The organism is Micromonospora inyonensis, assembly GCF_900091415.1.
Classification (GTDB): domain Bacteria; phylum Actinomycetota; class Actinomycetes; order Mycobacteriales; family Micromonosporaceae; genus Micromonospora; species Micromonospora inyonensis.
On record NZ_FMHU01000001.1, the window covers coordinates 74862 to 95407 of the forward strand.

Annotated in this window: 17 protein-coding genes; 7 read left to right on the top strand and 10 right to left on the bottom strand. The window is 74.6% G+C overall.

Annotated elements, in window-relative coordinates; all coding sequences use genetic code 11:
• Nucleotides 1–37: 37 nt before the first annotated feature.
• The 3 genes from GA0074694_RS00410 to xylA are packed head-to-tail and all read right to left on the bottom strand — an operon-like array spanning nucleotide 38 to nucleotide 3871.
• Nucleotides 38–1204 carry a DUF5925 domain-containing protein gene (locus GA0074694_RS00410; protein WP_091450743.1) on the bottom strand — a complete coding sequence of 389 codons (1167 nt, stop codon included), beginning with the start codon at nucleotides 1202–1204 and terminating at the stop codon, nucleotides 38–40.
• Between the two features lie 40 nt (nucleotides 1205–1244).
• Nucleotides 1245–2672 (bottom strand): xylulokinase, encoded by a 1428-nt coding sequence (xylB, locus tag GA0074694_RS00415; protein WP_091450745.1) that lies wholly within the window; start codon nucleotides 2670–2672, stop codon nucleotides 1245–1247.
• Nucleotides 2673–2683: 11 nt separating this feature from the next.
• On the bottom strand, nucleotides 2684–3871 hold the full coding sequence (gene xylA, locus GA0074694_RS00420) for a xylose isomerase (protein WP_091450747.1): 1188 nt from the start codon (nucleotides 3869–3871) through the stop codon (nucleotides 2684–2686).
• Between the two features lie 77 nt (nucleotides 3872–3948).
• On the opposite strand from xylA, the gene GA0074694_RS00425 reads away from it, so the two are divergent.
• The 3 genes from GA0074694_RS00425 (at nucleotide 3949) to GA0074694_RS00435 (ending at nucleotide 8006) form a co-directional block, all read left to right on the top strand.
• Nucleotides 3949–5187 (top strand): ROK family transcriptional regulator, encoded by a 1239-nt coding sequence (locus tag GA0074694_RS00425; protein ID WP_176737731.1) that lies wholly within the window; start codon nucleotides 3949–3951, stop codon nucleotides 5185–5187.
• Between the two features lie 129 nt (nucleotides 5188–5316).
• Nucleotides 5317–7005 (top strand): PP2C family protein-serine/threonine phosphatase, encoded by a 1689-nt coding sequence (locus GA0074694_RS00430; RefSeq protein WP_176737732.1) that lies wholly within the window; start codon nucleotides 5317–5319, stop codon nucleotides 7003–7005.
• Nucleotides 7006–7007: 2 nt separating this feature from the next.
• The gene (locus GA0074694_RS00435) at nucleotides 7008–8006 is read left to right on the top strand and encodes a cobalamin B12-binding domain-containing protein (RefSeq protein WP_245714491.1); all 999 of its coding nucleotides are present in this window, start codon (nucleotides 7008–7010) and stop codon (nucleotides 8004–8006) included.
• A gap of 33 nt (nucleotides 8007–8039) precedes the next feature.
• On the opposite strand, the gene GA0074694_RS00440 is transcribed toward GA0074694_RS00435, so the two are convergent.
• On the bottom strand, nucleotides 8040–8780 hold the full coding sequence (locus GA0074694_RS00440; protein ID WP_245714492.1) for a MarR family winged helix-turn-helix transcriptional regulator: 741 nt from the start codon (nucleotides 8778–8780) through the stop codon (nucleotides 8040–8042).
• A gap of 57 nt (nucleotides 8781–8837) precedes the next feature.
• Between GA0074694_RS00440 and GA0074694_RS00445 the strand changes: the two genes are divergently transcribed.
• Entirely contained in the window at nucleotides 8838–9968 is a 1131-nt protein-coding gene (locus GA0074694_RS00445; RefSeq protein WP_091450753.1) for a PP2C family protein-serine/threonine phosphatase, read from the top strand.
• 16 nt (nucleotides 9969–9984) lie between these two features.
• Here GA0074694_RS00445 and GA0074694_RS00450 read toward each other — a convergent pair whose 3' ends face one another.
• The 6 genes from GA0074694_RS00450 to GA0074694_RS00475 all read right to left on the bottom strand — a co-directional run bounded on the left by GA0074694_RS00450 (nucleotide 9985) and on the right by GA0074694_RS00475 (nucleotide 16634).
• Entirely contained in the window at nucleotides 9985–11454 is a 1470-nt protein-coding gene (locus GA0074694_RS00450) for a sugar transferase (RefSeq protein WP_245714698.1), read from the bottom strand.
• A gap of 283 nt (nucleotides 11455–11737) precedes the next feature.
• The gene (locus tag GA0074694_RS00455; protein ID WP_091450758.1) at nucleotides 11738–12775 is read right to left on the bottom strand and encodes a lactonase family protein; all 1038 of its coding nucleotides are present in this window, start codon (nucleotides 12773–12775) and stop codon (nucleotides 11738–11740) included.
• A gap of 105 nt (nucleotides 12776–12880) precedes the next feature.
• Nucleotides 12881–13477, bottom strand: coding sequence for a GTP-binding protein (locus GA0074694_RS00460; RefSeq protein ID WP_091450761.1), 597 nt, complete (start codon nucleotides 13475–13477; stop codon nucleotides 12881–12883).
• On the bottom strand, nucleotides 13458–13847 hold the full coding sequence (locus GA0074694_RS00465) for a DUF742 domain-containing protein (protein ID WP_091450763.1): 390 nt from the start codon (nucleotides 13845–13847) through the stop codon (nucleotides 13458–13460). The genes GA0074694_RS00460 and GA0074694_RS00465 overlap by 20 nt, the downstream gene beginning before the upstream one ends.
• Nucleotides 13837–14259: a roadblock/LC7 domain-containing protein gene (locus GA0074694_RS00470; RefSeq protein ID WP_091450766.1), complete on the bottom strand. Its 423-nt coding sequence runs from the start codon at nucleotides 14257–14259 to the stop codon at nucleotides 13837–13839. Before GA0074694_RS00470 ends, GA0074694_RS00465 begins: the two co-directional genes overlap by 11 nt.
• Complete coding sequence (locus GA0074694_RS00475; RefSeq protein ID WP_091458429.1) at nucleotides 14259–16634, bottom strand: sensor histidine kinase; 2376 nt, start codon at nucleotides 16632–16634, stop codon at nucleotides 14259–14261. The genes GA0074694_RS00470 and GA0074694_RS00475 overlap by 1 nt, the downstream gene beginning before the upstream one ends.
• A 511-nt stretch (nucleotides 16635–17145) precedes the next feature.
• Between GA0074694_RS00475 and GA0074694_RS00480 the strand changes: the two genes are divergently transcribed.
• The 3 genes from GA0074694_RS00480 to GA0074694_RS00490 all read left to right on the top strand — a co-directional run bounded on the left by GA0074694_RS00480 (nucleotide 17146) and on the right by GA0074694_RS00490 (nucleotide 20535).
• Nucleotides 17146–17748, top strand: coding sequence for a hypothetical protein (locus GA0074694_RS00480; protein WP_091450769.1), 603 nt, complete (start codon nucleotides 17146–17148; stop codon nucleotides 17746–17748).
• 13 nt (nucleotides 17749–17761) lie between these two features.
• Complete coding sequence (locus tag GA0074694_RS34055) at nucleotides 17762–18754, top strand: hypothetical protein (protein WP_091450771.1); 993 nt, start codon at nucleotides 17762–17764, stop codon at nucleotides 18752–18754.
• A 122-nt stretch (nucleotides 18755–18876) separates the two neighbouring features.
• Nucleotides 18877–20535 (top strand): sodium:solute symporter family protein, encoded by a 1659-nt coding sequence (locus tag GA0074694_RS00490; protein WP_091450773.1) that lies wholly within the window; start codon nucleotides 18877–18879, stop codon nucleotides 20533–20535.
• Nucleotides 20536–20546: the final 11 nt, after the last annotated feature.

A 20546-nucleotide genomic window follows, 5' to 3' on the forward strand; every position in this document is an offset into this window, starting at 1 on the left:
GGGCCAGATAACGACCGGGTGACGACGCGCGGACGCCTCAGAGGTATCCGCCCGGATCGTGCCGGTCGGTCGGCGGGGTGGGGGCTCCGGCGCGCAGCGCGTACAGCTCGGCGAGGGTGACCCCGCCGGACGGCACCGCCGGGACCGCGCCGGCCGGCGTCCCGGTGCCACCACCGAGCCAGCCAGTCGCCTCCGGGTACGACAGCGGGCCCACCTCGATCCGGGCCAGGCACCGGCCGGGACGGGTGACCGCCGGATGCAGCCGGGACAGGTCCTCGTTGGTGGTGATCGCGACCAGCACGTCCCGCCCCTGGCCGAGCAGCCCGTCGGTGAGGTTGAGCAGCCGGGACAGGGCCTGCCCGGAGGTCTGCCGGGCCTCACCCCGGATCAGCTCGTCGCAGTCCTCGACGATCAGCAGCCGCCAGCGGGGGCCGCCGTCCGGTTCGTCCTCGTTGCCGACCGCCACCTCGGAGAGGTACCCGGCGTCGGAGAAGAGGACGTCCGGGTCGAGGACGCAGTCGACCTGGCACCACTGCCGCCAGGCGTGCGCGAGGGCGCGCAGCGCGGTGGTCTTGCCGGTGCCGGGCGCGCCGTGCAGGAGCACCAGCCGACCGACCACGCTCTCCGGGGTGACGGCCATCAGCAGGTCGAACCCGCGCTGGGCGGTGGCGGTGTAGTTGCCCCGGATGGTGGCCCACTCGGGGGTGGCGATGGTACGCACGTCCCGCTGCGCGCCCCGGCGTGGGTTCTGGTGCCAGAACCCGATCCGGCCCACTCCGGCGTCGTCGGGGACGGTCGCCCCGGCCACGATCCGGTCCAGCGCGGCCTGGCCGATCTCGCCGCTGACGGCGGTGACGGTGACCTCCGCGCCGTAGCCCTTCCAGGCGACCACCCGGGCGGTCCAGCCGTCGCCGCCGAGCAGCTGGGAGCGTTGCCGGGCCTCGATGGCGGTACGCAGCAGCCGCCCGTCGGCGGGGACGAGCCGCACGTCGGGACGGGCCCGGGGCAGTCGGACGGTGTGCGACCAGGGATGCCGGCCGGTGATGAAGTCGGCGAGTGCCAGCGCGTCGATGACGTCACACGGACTGTCGGTGTCGTCGTGGCGCAGGACGGACTGGAGCGCCGCGACAGGTTCCACCGTCGGCGGGGGCGCAGGCGGGTGGGTCAGGTCGAGTGGCGGGGTGGGGAGGTCGAGCGACGACATCTGTCGATAATCGCCACCCGGGCCTCCCCCGTACAGTCGATTACCCGTCAGCGAGGCGCGCGAGATGGTGTTCCCGCGCCTCGGCGTAGCGCTGGCGGATCGTCGGGACCGGGTCGGCGGCGTACTCCCCGATCCCGCCGACCGACCACTGTGGTGCCACCGCGCCACCGAGGGCGACCCAGGCGGCCTGCCGCGCCGCGCCGTCGGCGACGTACTCGCCGGGTGGCGGCACGAGCACCGGGCAGCCGAAGACCTGCGGCGCGATCCGGCGGACGGCCTCCGACCGCGCGCCCCCGCCGACCAGGACGACCCGGTCGACCCGGGCGCCTTGGGCGAGCAGGGCGTCGAGCCCGTCGGCGAGCGCGCAGAGCATCCCTTCGACGGCGGCGCGGGCCAGGTGCGCGGCGGTGGAGGTGCGCAGGGTGAGCCCGTGTACCGCCCCGCTGGCGTCCGGTCGGTTCGGGGTCCGTTCCCCCTCCAGGTACGGCACCAGGACCAGCCCGTCCGCCCCGGGCGGGGCGGAGAGCGCCAAATCGGCCAGGCCGGCCAGATCCACCCGGAGCAGCGCGGCGGCGGCGTCGAGCACCCGGGCGGCGTTGAGCGTGCAGACCAGGGGCAGATAGCGGCCGGTGGCGTCGGCGAAGCCGGCGACGGTGCCGGTGGCGTCGGCGGCCGGGGTGTCGGCGACGCTGAACACGGTGCCGGAGGTGCCGATGGACACGACCACGTCGCCGGGGCGGGCCCCGACGCCGAGCGCGGCTGCGGCGTTGTCTCCCGCGCCGGGCCCGAGCAGCGCGCCCCCGGGCAGTGCGCCGAGGGTGCCGGCGGACTCGGCGGGCCCGAGCACCACGGGCAGCTGCGGCCGCCGGCCGAGGGCCTGTTCCAGCAGGTCGGGCCGGTACTGTCCGGTGGCCGGCGACCAGTAGCCGGTGCCGCTGGCGTCGCTGCGGTCGGTCCGCAGGGCGGCCGGGTCGCCACTGCCGCCGAGCCGCCAGGTGAGCCAGTCGTGCGGCAGGCAGACCGCCGCCACCCGGTCGGCGTGGGCCGGCTCGTGCCGGGCCAGCCAGCGCAGCTTGGCGACGGTGAGGCTGGCCACCGGCACGGTGCCGACCGCCTCGGCCCAGAACCGCCGGCCCGCCTCCCCCGCCCCGGCCTCGGCGACCAGGTCGGCGGCGGCGCGAGCGGAGCGGGTGTCGTTCCAGAGCAGCGCCGGCCGGACCACCCGGCCGGTGTCGTCCAGGCAGACCATGCCGTGCTGCTGCCCGGCGACCGAGACGGCGGCCACGTCGCCCAGCCCACCGGCGGTGCCGACGGCCGCGGTGAGGGCCTGCCACCAGGCTTCCGGGTCGACCTCGGTGCCGTCCGGGTGCCCGGCGCGCGCCTGCCGGATCAGCGCGCCGGTCTCCGCGTCCCGGACGACGAGTTTGCAGGACTGCGTCGAGGAGTCGACGCCCGCGACGAGCGGCATCGGCTGCCGCCTCAGCGCGCGCCGAGCAGGTGCTCGACGGCGAGCTGGTTGAGTCGGACGAAGCCGAAGCCCTTCGCGGCCACCGCGTCGACGTCCAGGTCCTCGAAGGCGGAGCGATCGGCGAGCAGGTCGGTGACGCTCTCGCCGGGGGCGAGGGTGGGCTCGGCCAGTTCGGCGACCCGGCTGGCGGCGAGCGCCGCGGCCACCTCCGGGTCGGCCCGGAACGCCGCCGCCCGCTCCTTGAGCAGCAGGTACGTCCGCATGTTCGCCTCCGCCGACGCCCACACCCCGGTGACGTCCTCGGTGCGGGAGGGCTTGTAGTCGAAGTGGCGGGGACCGTCGTAGCCGGGGGCACCGGTGACGCCGCCGTGTTCGAGCAGGTCGACCAGGGCGAAGGCGTTGAGCAGGTCGCCGTGGCCGAAGACGAGGTCCTGGTCGTACTTGACGCCACGCTGCCCGTTTAGGTCGATGTGGAACAGCTTGTCCTGCCAGAGCGCCTGGGCGATGCCGTGCACGAAGTTCAGCCCGGCCATCTGCTCGTGCCCGACCTCGGGGTTGAGGCCGACCAGCTCGGGGTGGGCCAGCGTGGAGATGAAGGCCAGCGCGTGCCCGACGGTGGGGAGCAGGATGTCCCCGCGCGGCTCGTTCGGCTTCGGTTCGAGGGCGAAGCGCAGGTCGTAGCCGGAGTCGACGACGTACTGGGTGAGCAGGTCGACGGCCTCCCGGTAGCGGTCCAGCGCGGCCCGGACGTCCTTGGCGACGTCGTACTCGCCGCCCTCCCGGCCACCCCACATGACGAAGGTCTTCGCCCCCAGCTCGGCGGCGAGGTCGACGTTGCGCAGCACCTTGCGCAACGCGTACCGCCGGACCTGGCGGTCGTTGCTGGTGAAGCCGCCGTCCTTGAAGACCGGGTGGGTGAAGAGGTTGGTGGTGACCATCGGCACCACCAGGCCGCTGTCGGCCAGGGCCGTGCGGAACCGGGCGAGGTGCCGGTCGCGGGTGGCGGCGTCCGCGCCGAACGGCATGACGTCGTCGTCGTGGAAGGTGATCCCGTACGCGCCGAGGTCGGCCAGCCGGTGCACCGCCTCGACCGGGTCCAGCTCCCCTCGGGTGGCGTCGCCGAACGGGTCGCGCCCCTGCCAGCCGACCGTCCAGAGGCCGAAGGAGAACTTGTCGGCGGGGGTGGGACGGGGCGCCATGGCGGACCTCCGGGGGGGGACGGGGATATTTGTTCAGCGGTTGAATTATTTGATCGCGGTGTGGCAGTGTCAAGGCCGTGAGCACCCCCGCCGACACCGCGCCGGCCGGGGCGGTCCGCCAGGCCAGCCTCCGCGAGATCAACCTCGCCCTGCTGCTCGGACGGATCGCCGCCGCGCCCCGGCCACCGTCCCGCGCCGAGCTGGCCGCCGCGACCGGGCTCACCCGGGCGACCGTCTCCGCCGTCGTCGACGACCTGATCGGCGGCGGGCTGGTCACCGAGGTCGACCCGACGCCGCGCGGCGGGGCGGGCCGCCCCGCCCGGGGCCTGCTGCTCGCCGGGCACGGTCCCGCCGGCCTCGGCCTGGAGATCAACGTCGACTACCTGGCGGTCTGCGTGCTCGACCTGGCCGGCGCGGTCCGCCACCGCGCCGTGCACCGGGCCGACCTGCGCCCGGTCTCCCCCGCCGAGACGCTCGCCCTCGCCGCCGGACTGGCCCGGCAGGCCCGTGCCGACGCGCACGGACAGGGACTCACCCTGGCCGGCGCGGCGCTCGCCGTACCCGGCCTGGTGGACGCCGACGGCGTGGTCCGGCTCGCGCCGAACCTGGGCTGGCGGGAGGTGGACGTGCCGGCACTGCTCGCCGCCCATCCCCCGCTGACCGAGGCGGTCCCCGGCCTGCCCACCCTGGTGGTGGAGAACGGGGCCAACCTGGCCGCCCTGGGCGAACTGCACACCGGCGACCCGGGGACCACCAACTTCCTCTACGTCTCCGGCGAGGTGGGCATCGGCGCGGGCATCGTGCTGGACGGCACCCTCTACCGGGGGGTCCGCGGGTTCAGCGGCGAGATCGGCCATCTCCCGGTCCATCCGGAGGGTCGTCCCTGCCGGTGCGGTGGGCGAGGCTGCCTGGAGACGTACGCCGGCCAGGAGGCGATCCTCACCGCCGCCGGCCTGACCGGGGTGGACGTGGCCGGCGACGCCGTACGGCTGGCCCGGCTCGCCGCCGGGGGCGACCCGGCGACCCTCGCCGCGCTGGCCGGGGCGGGGACGGCGCTCGGCGTGGCGGTGGCCGGGGTGGTGAACCTGCTCGACCTGGACACCGTGGTCCTCGGCGGCACCTACGCCCCGCTCGCCCGCTGGCTGGTCCCCCCGGTGACCGCCGAGGTCTCCCGGCGGGTGCTCGCCGCCGCCTGGTCCCCGGTCACCGTCCGCCCGGCGGTGCTCGGTGGCGACGCCGCTGCGGTGGGCGCGGCGGGATCGGTGGTACGCCGGGTCGTCGCCCGGCCCACCGCCTGGCTCACCCGTGCCGGCTGATGCCGCGTCGGCGGATGGGCGATCGGCCGGCACGCTCGGTACGCTTGCCGTCGAGCAACTTTCCGGACGCAAGGAGTTCCTCCCCAGCATGTGCAGAGGTCAGCACGCCAGGGCTTCCGGCACCCGACGGTGACCGCCACCCGAAGCGGAGGGCAGGCCGGTCCGGTCAGCGGCGCCGGCCGGGCCCCCCGCTCCGCCGACCGGCCCCGGGACGTCCCCGTCGACGCCGCCCTCGCCCGTGAACTGCTCGACGGGCTGGCCGAGGCGGTCGTCACCGCCGACGCGCGGGGCGTGGTGACCCTGGTCAACGCGATGGCCGCCGACCTGCTGCCCGAGGTCACCCGGGGCGGCAAGCTGACGCTGGTCGGCGTACCGGCACTGGCCGACGCGGCCGGCGGCGGGGCGACCACCTTCGAGGCCGAGCACCGGGGACGGCGGCTGGCCGGGGTCCGTCGCACGCTCCGGGACGGCGGCTGCGCCTGGTACGTCCGGGACGTCACCGAGGAGCGGGCCCGCACCGACGCGCTGCTCGCCGAGCGCTCCCGCACCGCGTTCCTCGCCCGGGCCGGCAGCCGGCTCGGGCTCTCCCTGCACCGCGAGCAGACGCTGCGGACGTCGGTCACGCTGGCCGTGCCGTACCTCGCTGACGCCGCCGTGGTCGTCCACCGTCCGCCGCCGCCGGCTCCGGCCGACGCCGGTCCACACTGGGTACGGTTCACCGACGGCGATCCCGCGCCGGTCACCGGGAACGGCCCGGCCGGACTACCCGGCGCGGTGCCGGGACTCGCCGAGGCGCTCGACGGTGACCGTACCGACGCCAGTCCGTGGCTCGACGCCGAACTGGCCGACCTCGGTGGCGTGCTGCCGGAGGACTTCGGCCGCCCCGGCACGGTCCTGGTCACCACGATGCTCGGGGCGGGCGGCGCGACCGGGGCGTTGGTCCTGGTGCGCCGGCCGGGCCGGGCCGGCTTCGACCAGCGCGACGTCAACGTGGTCCGGGAGTTCGCCGCGCGGGCCGGGGCGGCCCTGGCCACCGCCGACCTCCACGGCGAGCAGACCCACCTGGCCCGGGTGCTCCAGACCAGCCTGCTCCCGCCCGAACTGCCCGAGATCCCCGGCGTGTCGCTGGCCGGTGGCTACCGGGCGGCCGGCGACAGCCTACGGATCGGGGGCGACTTCTACGACGTCTCGGCCACCGCCGACGGGGGCACCTTCGCCCTCGGCGACGTCTGCGGCAAAGGCGTCGGCGCGGCCGTGCTCACCGGCCGGGTACGCCAGTCCCTACAGACCCTGCGTCTGGTCGAACGGCGTCCGCTGGAGTTGATGGCGCTACTCAACCGGGCCCTGTTCGACGCGCCCGGGGCGGCCCGGCGCAACCAGTTCACCACGTCGCTGCTCGGCACCCTGACGGTGGAGCCGGACGGCGCGCTGTGCCTCTGCGTCGCCGGGGGCGGGCACCCGTCACCGCTGGTCGTCGGGGTCGACGGTGCGGTCCGCCCGGCCGTCGTCGGCGGGATGCCGGTCGGGGCGCTCAGCGCCGCGCGGTTCGTCGAGACGCGGATCCGTCTCGCCCCCGGCGAACTGCTGCTGGCGTACACCGACGGGGTCACCGAGGCGCGCGGCGGCCCGGGGGTGCTGGAGATGTTCGGTGAAACCCGGTTGCGTCAGGCACTCGCCTCGGGGGCCGGACTCCCGCCCCGGGCCATGATCGACTGGATGCTGCAACTGGTCGACGAGTGGCTGGGCGGGCAGAGCCAGGACGACATCGCCATGCTCGCCATCGCCCCGGCGTCGACCCGGCCCGGCGCACGGCCGTGACCGTGGACGGCGGGACGGCACTCGGGGAGGCGGCGGCCGACGGAGGCGCCGTCGGGGCGTACCTCGACCACCTGGACCGGGTGGACCCGGAGGGCGCCACCCGGCTCGTGCTCGACCTGCTGGACCGGGGCTGGTCGGTCGCGGACGTCCTGGTGGACGTGGTGTCCGTCGCACAGCGGGAGATCGGCCGGCGCTGGCTGGCCGGAGGGTGGAGCGTCGCCCAGGAGCACGCGGCCACGCACGTCAGCGAGCAGGTGGTGGCCGCCGTCGGCCGCCGGACCGGCCGGTCGGCCGGACGCGGTCACGTGGTGCTGGCCTGTGTCGAGGGCGAGTGGCACGCGCTGGCCGCGCGGATCGTCGCCGAGGTGGTCCGGGCCAGCGGCTGGCGGGTCACCTTCCTCGGTGCCAGCGTGCCGCCCCGCCACCTGGTCAGCTACCTGCACCAGACCGGGCCGGACGCGGTGCTGTTGAGCTGTGTGCAGCCGAGCCGGCTGATCCGGGCCGCCCGGATGATCGAGGCGTGCCGGGCGACGGGCGTCCCGGTCGTCGCCGGTGGCCCCGGCTTCGGCGCGGGCGGCCGTTGGGCCACGGCGGTGGGTGCCGCCGCGTGTGGCGCCTCCGCCCGGGACGCGGTGGAGCTGCTGGACCGGCACGGCCACCTGGCTTCGGCGGGTGAGCCGGCACCGCCTCCGCCCGACGACGAGCACGTCGCGGTGCTGCGCCGCCGCCGTGAGGTGGTGCAGGGGGTCACCCGCGCCCTTGTCCCCGCCGGAGCCGACGCGGACCCGGTGGCGGACGCCGCCGCCCAGGTGCTGGACTCGCTCGCCGCCGCGCTCCTGGTCGGCGACCCGGAGCTGCTCGACGAGTTCGTCCGGTGGCAACGTCAGGCCCTCGGCACGCGTGACTCCCTGCTCGACGCGATCCTGGCGGGCTGCGCCACAGGGCTCGCCGAACACCCCCGGGCCATCCGGTACCTGCGCCTCGTCGGCCCCGGCGGATGACGGCCCTCGGGGCACGGTCCGCCTCGCCGGTGGTCAGGCGGGCCGGGCGGTGGGCGGCGTCCGGGGTGGCACGGCGACCAGCGGAGAACGCGCCGGACCCGGCCCGGGTGCCGGAGCGCGGAACGCCGACGAGGGTCCGCGCTGATCGATCATCGGACGCGGTTCGTGGGTCGCGGACGGGGTCGGCGACTGGTACGCCGGGCCCGGATCGGAGGGCGCACCGCTGGACCGTTCCGCAGGACCGGTCGGGCGCCGGTGCGGCCCGTCGCCGGGCCGGCGCGGGTCGGGCGGTCCGGCCGAGGGCGGGGGCGGCTCGGCCGGCGGTGACCGGCGCGCGACCTCCTGGAACTCGGCCAGCCCGCGCCGCAGCGCCTCCCGTCCGGCCGGGCTCATCCCGGCGAGCACCTCGGCCAGGCGCGCCTGCCGTTCGGCCCGCAGTTCGGCGAGGAGACGCATGGCCTCCGGAGTGAGGTGCAGCGAGATCTCCCGACGGTCGTACCGGCCGGGCTCGCGCTCCAACATGCCGGCGGCGACCAGCCGGTCGCACAGTCGGCTGGCCGAGGAGAGCAGCATCCCCAGGAGCGTGGCCAGTCGCCGGAGGTTGATCCCGTCGTACTGCTCCACCACGACGACCGCCCGTAGCTGTGCGGTGGAGAGCCGGTTCGTCGTCCGCTCCCGTGTTTCCTCCCACGCGGACAGCAGGGTGGCCGCCGCATCGTCGAGCGCGGCGACCATACTCGCTTCTGGTCCGAGCGGACGGTGTTCTTCGGCCATCGTGTGCCTGAGACTACCCCGGAACCGCTGGTGGGCGGATCGTCAGAAGGAGCGACCATGAGCGAGCCGGTCAACCGGGCACGACGGATTCTGACCGACGCACCGGCGGATCTTCTGCTGGACCGGGTCGCCGCCGAGCTGGCCCGGTCGTACGGGATCACCGGCGCCGAGTTGTTCCAGGTGGACTACCGGTTGTCGGTGCTGCTGCCGCTGGGCGAGGGGAAGTCGCTGACCGAGCCCGGCCACCCGGCCTGGCGCTGCTTCGACCACCAGGAGCCGGTCCTGGCCGCCGGGACGGGCTACTTCCCGGTGAGCATGCGGGGCGAGCGGCGCGGCGTGCTCCAGCTGACCCCGGTGCCGGAGGACCCGGTGGTCGTCTCCGAGCTCGCCGAGGTCGCCACCGTGCTCGGGCACGAGTTGGCCGCCGTGTCGGCCGGCATCGACGTCTACCGCACGGCGCGGCGCACCCAGCGGCTCACCCTCGCCGCCGAGATGCAGTGGGAGCTGCTGCCCGGGCGCAGCCGGATCCGCCCCTCGTTCAGCCTGGCGGGGCAGCTCGAACCGGCGTACGCGGTGCGGGGCGACAGCTTCGACTGGTCCGACGACGGCACCCGGCTCTGGCTGTCGGTGATCAACGGGACGGGTGAGGGCGTCGCCGCCTCGATGCTCACCTCACTGGCCGTGCACGCGCTGCGCAACGCCCGGCGGGCCGGGCTGTGCCTGGCCGACCAGGCGGCGCTGGCCGACCAGGCGATCTACGCGGTGCACCGCGGTGACCAGCACCTCTCCGTGCTCCTGCTGGAGCTGGACCTGCGTGACGGGACGATGACCGTGGTCGACGCGGGATCGCCCCGGCTGGTCCTGCTGCGCGGGGGCGAGGTGCACGAACAGCCGCTGGAGGCACAGTTCCCGCTCGGCATGTTCGACGGGACCGACTACGAGTCCCAGCAGTTCCGGCTGGAGCACGACGACCGGCTCTTCGTGGTCAGCGACGGGGTGATCGAAGCCGCCGGGCAGGAGGTCCGGTACGGCGACACGGCGCTGGCCCGGTTCCTGCGCCGGACCGGCCCGATGGCACCGCTGGACGCCGTCCGGTCGCTCATCGGCGACCTGCGCGCCTTCGTCGCCGGGGACCTGGTCGACGACGCGGTCGTGGTGTGTCTCGACTGGACCGGCCCCCAGCCGTGACGCCGGCCGGGACCGGTCAGTACGCCCCGCGGCTGCGCAGGACCGCGCCGAAGGTCTTCCACATGATGGTCAGGTCCGCCGCCAGGGACCAGTTCTCCACGTAGTAGAGGTCGAGGCGGATGCCGTCCTCCCAGCTCAGGTCCGAGCGTCCGCTGACCTGCCAGAGCCCGGTCATGCCCGGCTTGACCAGCAACCGGCGGGCGACGTCGCCGTCGTAACGGGCCACCTCGGAGGGGAGCGGCGGGCGCGGGCCCACCAGGCTCATGTCCCCGATCAGCACGTTGGCGAGCTGGGGCAACTCGTCGAGGGACCACTTGCGCAGCAACCGCCCGACCTGGGTCACCCGGGGGTCGTCGCGCATCTTGAACAGCAGCCCGTCGGTCTCGTTGCGGGCCGCCAGCTCGGCGAGCATCACGTCGGCGTTGACCACCATGGTGCGGAACTTGAACACGCCGAACTCGCGTCCGCCCTGCCCGACCCGGACCTGCCGGAACAGCACCGGGCCCCGGCTGCCCAGCCGGATCGCCACGGCGATCAGCACCAGCAGCGGCGCGAGCAGCGTCAGCCCGAGGAGGGAGATCGAACGGTCGACGAGTCCCTTGACCAGCTTGCGGGCCCCCCGGAACTCGGGGGCCTCCACGTGGATCAGCGGCAGGCCGGCGACCGGCCGGGTGTGGATGCGCGGACCGGCCACGTCGGTCAGCGCGGGGGCCAGCACCATGTCGATCCCGGTGCCCTCCAGCTGCCAACCGAGCCGGCGCAGCCGGGTCGCGGTCAGCTCGGCGGAGGCGGTGATCGCCACGGTGTCCGCCCCGATGGCCTCGGCCGCCTCCACGATGCCCCGGAACGAGCCGATTACCGGCACCTCCCCCAGCCGCTGCGGCACCGGGGCGAGCAGGGCGTCCGGGATGCAGGCACCGACCACGTGGTAGCCGGCGTACGGCTCGCGGCGCAGCGTGTGCACGAGCTCCAGCACGTGCGGGGTGTCCCCCACCGCCAGCACCCGCCGTGACCAGCCGGCACCCCGGCACCGGTCGAGGTGCAGTCGCTTGCGGGCGGCGAACCGGGCCACCAGCAGCCCGAGGGTGCCGACCGCCAGGGTGATGGCGAGGAAGCCGCGCGAGACGCCCACGTCGGCGATGTAGCCGGTGATGGCGATCGTCGCGGCCAGCCGGAGGCTCGCCGAGGTGACCCGGCGGTACTCGTCGGCACCATAGCCCAGGAGTCGCTCGTCGTAGCAGCGCAGGACCTTCAGGGAGAGCAGCCAGGCGATCATCAACCCGGGGGCCACCAGGACGTACGGGACCTCCGAGCCGCGCGGTTCGTACTCGCCGAACCGGGTGACGTACCCCACCAGCACGGCGACGGCGACGATGGCGGTGTCGAGCACCACCAACGTCCGGATGTAGGCCCGTTCGTCAGCTCGGATCGCCCTCGTCGGCCGCCCACCGGCGGACGCGGCCGAGGTCGAGGCGGGGGTCAACAGCGCCGAGGTCAACGACCCTCCCCACTAGCGTCGATGGCGCCCCGCCCGCACCGGCTCCCGGGTGGCCGGTGCCGCAGGGCACCCGGACATCTTCCCCCGACAGCCGTCGATCCCGGTAGCCACGGACGGAATGCCGTCAGTAGGACTTTCCGATGTGGACGCCCGGGTCCGCGCACACAGCCATCCGTCGGAGGTCCGGCCGCTCAGCGCGGCGCGTTCGGCCGGAGCCCGAGCTGCCGTTATTCGCGAATCATCACGCTGCGTGAGTAACAAGCGGCACCCGTCAGAGCAGGACGCAGCTCGGGCTCGGCACCGGCACCGGCTCGCCCGCCGGCTCCGGCACTCCGGTGGCCGGGTCGACGCGGAAGGCCCGGACCATGTCGGCCCGCTGATCGGCGACGTAGAGGTCCCGCCCGGACCAGGCGAAGTGCCGGGGCCACTCTCCGCCGGTGTCCACCTCGGCGACGAGTTCCGGCAGCGCACCGTCGAGGGCGAAGACCGCCAGCGTGCCGACGCCCCGGTTGGCGACGTAGAGGAACCGGCCCTGCGGGCCCACCGCGACCTCCGCCGGCTGGACGTGACCGCTCCGTCCGCTCGCCGGCACCCGCCCCCGCTGGTGCAGCGCCCCCTCGGCGTCCCGGTCCAGTGCGGTGACCGTGCCGTCCAGCTCGCCGGCCAGGTAGACCCGGCGTCCGTCCGGGTGGCGGGCCAGGTGCCGGGGGCCGGTTCCGGCATGGGCCCGCACCCGGGGCGCGCGAGGCACCAGCCGACCGGTGGCGACGTCCAGGTCGTACCGGTACACCGAGTCGGTGCCGAGGTCGACGACGTACAGCGGCCCGCCGTCGGGGTCCGGCGAGACCATGTGCGCGTGCGCCGCCTCCTGCCGCTGCGGGTCCGGGCCGTGCCCGGAGTGCACCACCAGGTCGCTCCGCCCGCCCGGCACCCCCGCGCCGTCGAGCGGAAAGACCGCCACGCTCCCCCCGCCGTAGTTGGCGGCCACCAGGTGACGGCCGTCCGGCGTGACCGCCAGATGGCAGGGCTCCGCCCCACCCGTGTCGCCGGTGCCCAGCGGGGTCAGGTCGCCGTCCGGCGCCACCCGCCAGGCGCTGACCTGCCCCTCGGGCAGTTCGTTCGCCGCGTACAGCACCGGCAGGGTGGGATGCCGGACCAGGAACGACGGCGACGCGGTGACCGCCACCGTGCCGAGCGGCGTCAGCGTGCCCGTCCGCGGGTCCCGCCGGGCGGCGACGATGCCGTCGCCGTTGCCGTCGCTCTCCCTGGTGTAGCCGCCGATGTGGACGACATCCCCCTGGTCGGTCACGGCGCCACCTTTCCTCTCGTCCGCAGTCGGTCCCACCAGCCTTCCCGCGATCACCCGACGGTGAACCCGGTGCCCCGGACTTTCCCCCGCCGCGGGCCGGAGAGGTCAGGCCGCCGGCTCGCCCCGCTGCGCGGCGACGTGCTCCACCAGGGCCACCAGCACCAGCTTGCCGGACTGGCGGTCGCGGGCGTCGCAGAGCACCAGCGGCACGTCCGGGTCGAGGTCCAGCGCGTGGCGTACCGAGTTCAGACTGAACCGGCGGGAGCCGTCGAAGCAGTTCACCCCGACCACGAACGGGATGCCCCGCTGCTCGAAGTAGTCCACCGAGGGGAAACAGTCGGCCAGCCGCCGGGTGTCGGCGAGCACCACCGCGCCGAGCGCGCCGAAGGCCAGCTCGTCCCAGAGGAACCAGAACCGGTCCTGCCCCGGCGTACCGAAGAGGTAGACCTGGAGGTCCTCGTTGATGGTGATCCGACCGAAGTCCATGGCGACCGTGGTGGTGGACTTGCCCTCCACGCCGGAGGTGTCGTCGGTGCCGATCCCGGCGTTGGTGAGCACCTCCTCGGTCTGCAACGGACGGACCTCGCTCAGCGCACTCACCAGGGTCGTCTTGCCGGCCCCGAAGCCCCCGGCGATCAGGATCTTCAGTGCCAACGGAACCCGCCGGCCGGATCCGTCACGGTCAGAGTGCACGGAGTCCATTCGCCACCGCCTTGAGGATGTTGTCGTCGGGAAGGAACGCAGTGGACGACGGCTCGTGCACGGTGACGAGTCCGCCGGTGAGCAGGTCACCGAGGAGCACCCGGACCACGCCGACGGCGAGGTCGAGGTGCGCGGCGAGTTCCGCCACCGACACCGGCTCGACAGCCAGCGCGACCAGGTGGCGGTGCTCCGGGTGCAGGTGGGGGTGGTCGTGCGGGTCGGTGTCCCGGGTCGCCAGCACGAACGCGACCAGGTCGAAGTCACCGGCGGCCGAGGCCACGCGTCCACCGGTGACGGCGTACGGGCGGACGACCGGGCCGGCCTCGTCGTCCAGCCACTCGTGCCGGGGCCCCGGCGGTTCAGCCCGCATCGGCCACGACCGTCGAGCCCCGGGACGGGGTGCTGAGCGTCTCGCCGACCCGGGTCACCAGCATCGCCATCTCGTACGCGACCAGGCCAATGTCCGTGTCGGCGTCGCTGAGCACGGCCAGACACGCGCCCTGGCCGGCGGTGGTGACGAAGAGGTACGCCGACTCCATCTCCACCACCGTCTGGCGCACCGGCCCGGCCGCGAAGTGCCGGCTGGCTCCCTTCGCCAGGCTCGCGAAGCCGGAGGCCATGGCGCAGAAGTGCTCGGCCGCGTCCCGTTCCAGTCCGGCGGAGGCGCCCATGAGCAACCCGTCCGCGGAGAGCACCACCGCCTGCTGGGCGGCCGGCACCCGGTCCACCAGTTCGTCGAGCAGCCAGTCGAGATCGGCGGCCTGCCTCGTGGGTTGCACCACTACCCGTCCCTTCCCGTTCCGGTGACAGTTTCGTTGGACGCTCCGCCGGGTCGCACCCGGGGTAGCTCCGTGGTCGGTTGGTCCGCCATCGACACGGTCGGGCCGACCGGCACCGTGGGGGCGTCGACCGCAGTGGACGGCAGGGCGTCGGGCTCCGCCGGGTACGTTCCCACGCGTCGCCCCCGGGCGGTGCCCGCCTGGAGCGCCGCCATCGCCGCCCGTACCTGCTCCGGGCTGCGCGGCGACGGCTCGCCGCCCGGACGGCGCGGCTGCCGGGCCGGGCCCCGCTGCCGGATCCGGCGGGGCAGCCCGTCCGGGCCGACCGGAACCTCGGCCAGACCCGGTCGCGCCGTCGCCAGCGGCACCACCGAGGGCGGCTCCGTGCGCCTGCGGGCCGAGCGGGCCGAGCGGGCCGAGCGGGGCCGCGGCAGTGTGCTCAGCTTCGTCACCTTGGCCATCCGGGCGCTGGAGCGGTCGCTGGGCGGCCGGGGCGGCTCGGTGGTCACCAGGTCGGACGGCAGGAGCACCACCGCGGTCGTTCCGCCCTGCGAACCGGGGCGCAGCCGCACCCGGACGCCGTGCCGGGCCGCGAGCCGGGCCACCACGAAGTGCCCGAGGCGGGCGCTGACCGCCGGGTCGAACTCCGGGGACCGGGCCAGCTGGCGGTTGGCCTCCTCGATCGCGTCGGCGGTCATGCCCAGGCCCCGGTCGGAGACCTCGACGGCGTACCCGTTGGGCAGCAGTTCACCGCGGACCACCACCCGGGTGTCCGGGGCGGAGAAGACGGTGGCGTTCTCGATCAGCTCGGCCAGCAGGTGCATCACGTCGCCGACGGCCCGGCCGACCACCGCCGTGGGCCGCACCGGGGCGATGTCGACCCGGTCGTACGCCTCGACCTCGGAGATCGCGCCCCGGACCACGTCCAGCACGGCCACCGGGTTGCGCCAGCCCCGCCCCGGCGCCGCTCCGGCGAGGATGACCAGGTCCTCGGCGTGTCGGCGCATCCGGGTGGCGAGGTGGTCGACCCCGAACAGCTCGGCCAGCTCCTGCGGGTCCTCGGTACGGCGCTCCATCCGGTCGAGCAGGGCGAGCTGTCGGTGCACCAGGCCCTGGGTGCGCCGGGCGATGTTGAGGAAGACCTGGTTGAGCCCGTGCCGCAGGGCCGCCTCGTCGACGGCGGACCGGACCGCGGTCCGTTGGACGGCACCGAACGCCTGCCCGACCTGACCGATCTCGTCGGTACCGAACTCCAGGAGCGGGGCCTCCCGGGCGACGTAGACCTCCTCGCCCCGGCGCAGTCGGGACACCACGTCGGGCAGTCGCCGCTCGGCCAGCTCGGTGGCGGCCGTCCGGACCCCGGTGAGTCGCCGGATCAGCGAGCGGCCGACCCGCAACGCCACGACCAGGGAGGCCACCACGGCCACCAGTCCGAGCAGCCCGGCGGCGGCGAGCCGGGCGAGGATGCCGACGGCCGCCGGCACCGACCGCTCGGTCAGCGCCTCCGCCTCGGCCAGTTCGAAGTCGCGCAGGTGGCGCTGGACGACGTCGTACGTGGTCCGCCAGGTCCGCGCGTCCACCGACGGCGGGTCGCCCGGATCGGCGGCGACCAGGTCGTCCTGCATCCGCCGCAGCCGGAGGAAGTCCTCCCCCTCGGCCAGCCGCTGGAAGGCGCTGCGGCTGGCGCCCGGCAGGTCGTCCACGGCCACGGCGGTCGCGTACCGCTGGTTGCCGATGGTCTGCACCAGCGCGGTGTGCTCACCCCGGGCGTACCGGCCGGCGGCGAACGCCCCGGCGGCCAGCGAGTCGGCCTGGCTGAGCAGCTCCCGGGCGTGCCCGAGCGAGCCCAGCGCCCGGGCCTGCCGGGTGAGGCCGTCGTCGGGGCCGGCGGCCATGGCGGAGAAGGTCTGGAACGCCGCGGTGAGCATCCCGGTGTAGAGGCCGTGCGCGCCGGCCCGGTCCATCTGCCGCCGGTCGATGAACCGCCGCCCGGCGGGGAGCGCCTCCACGGCGGTGAGGAGCCGGTCGAGACGGGCGTCGAGCAGGTCGTCGGCGGCGTCCCGCAGGTCCTTGCCGTCGGCCCGGCGCCGCAGCTCGGCCACCGCCGCGTCGGTGCGCACCCGCTGGTCGCGCAGCTCGGTCACCTCGCCACCAGCGGCGAGTTGGACCACCGAGAGCCGGCGCTCCCGTTGCAGCTCGATGACCACCCGGTCACCGGGCAGGCCCAGGTCCCGCAGCAGGGTGCCGGCGGCGAGCAGGTCGAGGGCCGGGCCGAGGGCCAGGGTGGTGGCGAAGATCCACAGTGCCAGCAGTGCGGACAGCGGAACGACGACCAGCGCGGTCAGCTTGGTGCGGATCGGCCAGTCGCGGGAGTTCATCAGCACCTCGCCCGGACGGTGTGGCAGGAGTGGCGCCGGCAGCCGGCCGGGCAGCGACGCCCGGCGCACCGGGCACCGGTACGAGCGCCTTCGGCAGGATACGTAATCGTGCGCTGATGCACTACCGTCCGTTCCGTCCGCTCAGGTTCCCACCTGACCTCGTCCACCGTGGACGAACGTACGCGGGCACCCCGCCGGTGATGCGACGGGGTGACCGGTGACGCGTCCCGGACCGGATCGGGCGGCGCGGGATCGGGTGGCGCGGGATCGGGTGGCGCGCGTCCGGCGCGGGGGCAGAGGCGGCACGCGGGCCGGGCCTCGCGGTGTGCCCTGTCCTGAGGGCCGCGCCCGGCACGGTGCGCACCCGATCCAGCTCTCTTGAATCGATCAAGTTTTCGCTCGAGATCGGCATGCGGGCCCGGTCATGTCGGCCACCTCAGCGGGAAAGTAGGCGCAATCGGGATTGGCGATCAGGTCGACGCGGGAATAGCAGGTGACGAAGGAGGAGGCCATGTCGCCCACGCAGGTAGTCGTCATCGTTCTCGTCGTACTCGTGATCGCCGCCGGGATCGCGCTGGCCGTGGTCGCCGGACGCCGTCGGCAGCTGCGCCAGCGGTTCGGACCCGAGTACGACCGGGTCGTCGCCGAGCGCGCCAGCCGCAGCGAGGCGGAGAAGGAACTCCGTGCCCGTGAGCGGCGGCACGCCGAGTTGACCCTGACCCCGCTCAGCCCCGAGTCGCGCACCCGTTACGCCGCCGCCTGGGAGGAGGTCCAGCTCCGCTTCGTCGACACCCCCGCCGAGGCGGTCGGCGACGCCGACGCGCTGGTCTCCCGTCTGGTCGCCGAGCGCGGCTACCCGACCGGGGACTTCGACGAGCAGGCCGCGCACCTCTCCGTCGACCACGCCCGTACGCTGGCCCGCTACCGCGAGGCCCACGACATCCACCTGCGCAACGAGCGCGGCGAGGCCAGCACCGAGGAACTGCGGCAGGCCGTCGTCCACTACCGGGCCCTCGTCGCCGACCTGCTCGGCACCGAGCCGGTCGCGGCCCAGCCGCCGGCACCGCGCCACGCCGAGGAGACCGAGACCCCGCACGACGTCACGAGCCGCTGAGGAGGCCGCCGCCATGCGCCAGCAGGAGCAGCAGACCGACCAGACCGAGGTGGTCCGCTCGGAACCGGTACCGGTGCCGCCGCCGGACGCCACCGCCGGCCGGCACGGGGACCGCGCCGGGCGGACCGAGGTGCCCGAGGACGCGCTCGACGACCGGGGCACCTTCGACGACCCGTCCGTCGCCCAGCGGCGGGACGGGGGCCACCACCGGACCGGGGAGAGCCCGGAGAACCCGCGTGGAGCCGGAGCCGACCGGAGGGCGGACTTCCACCAGCCCGGCCCGGTGCCGACCGCCTTCGGGGCGACCACGGTCGGCGGTGCGGTCGCCGCGTCGGCGCTGGCCAGCCCGATCCCCGCCGACGAGCCGGACCCGCGCGAGGAACGCACCGCCCGCCCCGGCGACGGCGCCGTCGGCCAGCGGGGAGCCGGCCGGCGGGCGGACCCCACCGCGCTGCTGCACGGCCACCACCGCGAACAGACCGTCGACGAGGCCGAGACGACCGGGCGGCACCCGGACGGGACGCCCGGGGCCCGGACCGACCACCGGGAGACCGGGCAGGACCGGGAGACCAGGCGGAACCCCGACACCGGCGTCGTGGTCGGTGGTGCCGGCTACGGCAGCCCGGACCCGGCGCTGGTGGACCCGGACGCCGCCCCGGCGACGGCCGTCCCCACCGGCACCCCGGACACGCTGACCGCCGCCGGTACGACCGGGTCCTCCCCGTCCGCCCTCGCCGAGCCGGCCACGCTCCTCGCCCCGGGGACCGCGCAGGGCTTCCGGGACCGCTGGCGGGACGTCCAGCTCCGCTTCGTCGACGATCCCAAGGCAGCGGCCGGGCAGGCCCAGGGGCTGGTGGAGGAGGCGATCCACGCGCTCGCCGCAGCCCTGGCGGAACAGAAGAACCGGATCGGCGGCTGGCAGGACGACGGCTCCGTCGACACCGAGCAGCTCCGCCAGGCGGTACGCCAGTACCGCGACTTCCTCGACCGGGTCCTCGGCCGCTGAACCACACCCGGAACACCCCGACCACGACCCGGTCGGGGTGTTCCGGGTGTACACGGGGAGTAACAGGACGATTCCCGGGGTAGTACCGGCCCCTATCGAACCTCACCGAAGGGGACGGGGGCATGGACGGTGGCGGCCTGCGACTCGACATGGACGTGCTGGACTACGGCATCCTCGTGCTGTACTTCGTCACCGTGCTGGGGGTCGGCTTCGCCGCCCGCCGGGCGATCCGCACCAGCGTCGACTTCTTCCTCTCCGGGCGCTCCCTGCCGGCCTGGGTGACCGGCCTCGCCTTCGTCTCGGCCAACCTCGGTGCACTGGAGATCATCGGGATGGCCGCCAACGGCGCGCAGTACGGCATGATGACCCTGCACTACTACTGGATCGGCGCCGTGCCGGCGATGGTCTTCCTGGGCATCGTGATGATGCCCTTCTACTACGGCTCGCGGGTCCGCAGCGTGCCCGAGTACCTTCGGCTGCGGTTCAACCGCCCCACCCACCTGCTCAACGCGCTGAGCTTCGCCGTCGCCCAGGTGCTCATCGCCGGAGTGAACCTGTACGCGCTGGCCCTGGTGATGCAGGCCCTGCTCGGCTGGCCGCTCTGGGTGGCGATCGTGGTCGGCGCAGCGATCGTGCTGGCCTACATCACCGTCGGCGGGCTCTCCGGCGCGATCTACAACGAGGTGCTCCAGTTCTTCGTCATCCTCGCCGGGCTGATCCCGATCACCGTCGTCGGGCTGGTCAAGGTGGGGGGCATGGACGGCCTGATGGACGCGGTCCGCGACTCGAAGCTGGGTGAGGCCGGTCTGCACACCTGGGCGGACACCGGGAGCACGGCCAACCCGCTCGGCGCGCACTGGATCGGGATCGTCTTCGGGCTCGGTTTCGTGCTGTCGTTCGGGTACTGGACCACGAACTTCGCCGAGGTGCAGCGGGCGCTCTCCGCGCGGAACATGAACGCCGCCCGGCGTACGCCGATCATCGCCGCCTACCCGAAGCTGGTCATCCCGGTGGTCACCGTGATCCCCGGCCTGATCGCGCTGGTCACGGTGCAGGGGCTCGGCGCGGAGACCGGCGGCCTCCAGTACAACAACGCGATTCCGCTGCTGATGCGGGACCTGCTCCCCAACGGCGTGCTCGGGGTGGCGGTGACCGGTCTGATCGCCTCGTTCATGGCCGGCATGGCGGCCAACGTCAGCGGCTTCAACACCGTCTTCACCTACGACATCTGGCAGGCGTACGTCCACCGGGACCGCTCCGACGAGTACTACCTGCGCGTCGGGCGGCTCGCCACCGTCGGCGGCGTGGTGGTCGGCATCGGCACCGCGTTCATCGCCGCCGGCTTCAGCAACATCATGAACTACATCCAGGCGCTCTTCTCGCTCTTCAACGCCCCGCTCTTCGCCACCTTCATCATCGGCATGTTCTGGAAGCGGATGAGCCCGGCCGCCGGTTTCCTGTCGCTGCTGTCCGGCACGGTGGCCTCGCTGGCGACGTACCTGCTCTACAAGGGGGGCGTGCTGGCGTTCGACTCCGACCTGGAGGAGAGCTTCTGGGGTGCCGGCATCGCGTTCGTCACGGTGGCCGTGGTCGCCGTCGTGGTCACCCCGCTCACCCGCCCGAAGCGCGACGACGAACTGCGCGGCCTGGTCTACGGCGCCGGCGGGGTCGACCTGACCGCCGACGGGCTCGTCGGGGACACCGCCTGGTACCGCTCGCCGATCCTGCTCGGCGGGATCGCCCTGCTCCTGTCCGTCCTGTTCTACCTGCCGGTCCTCTAGGAGGCGCACGC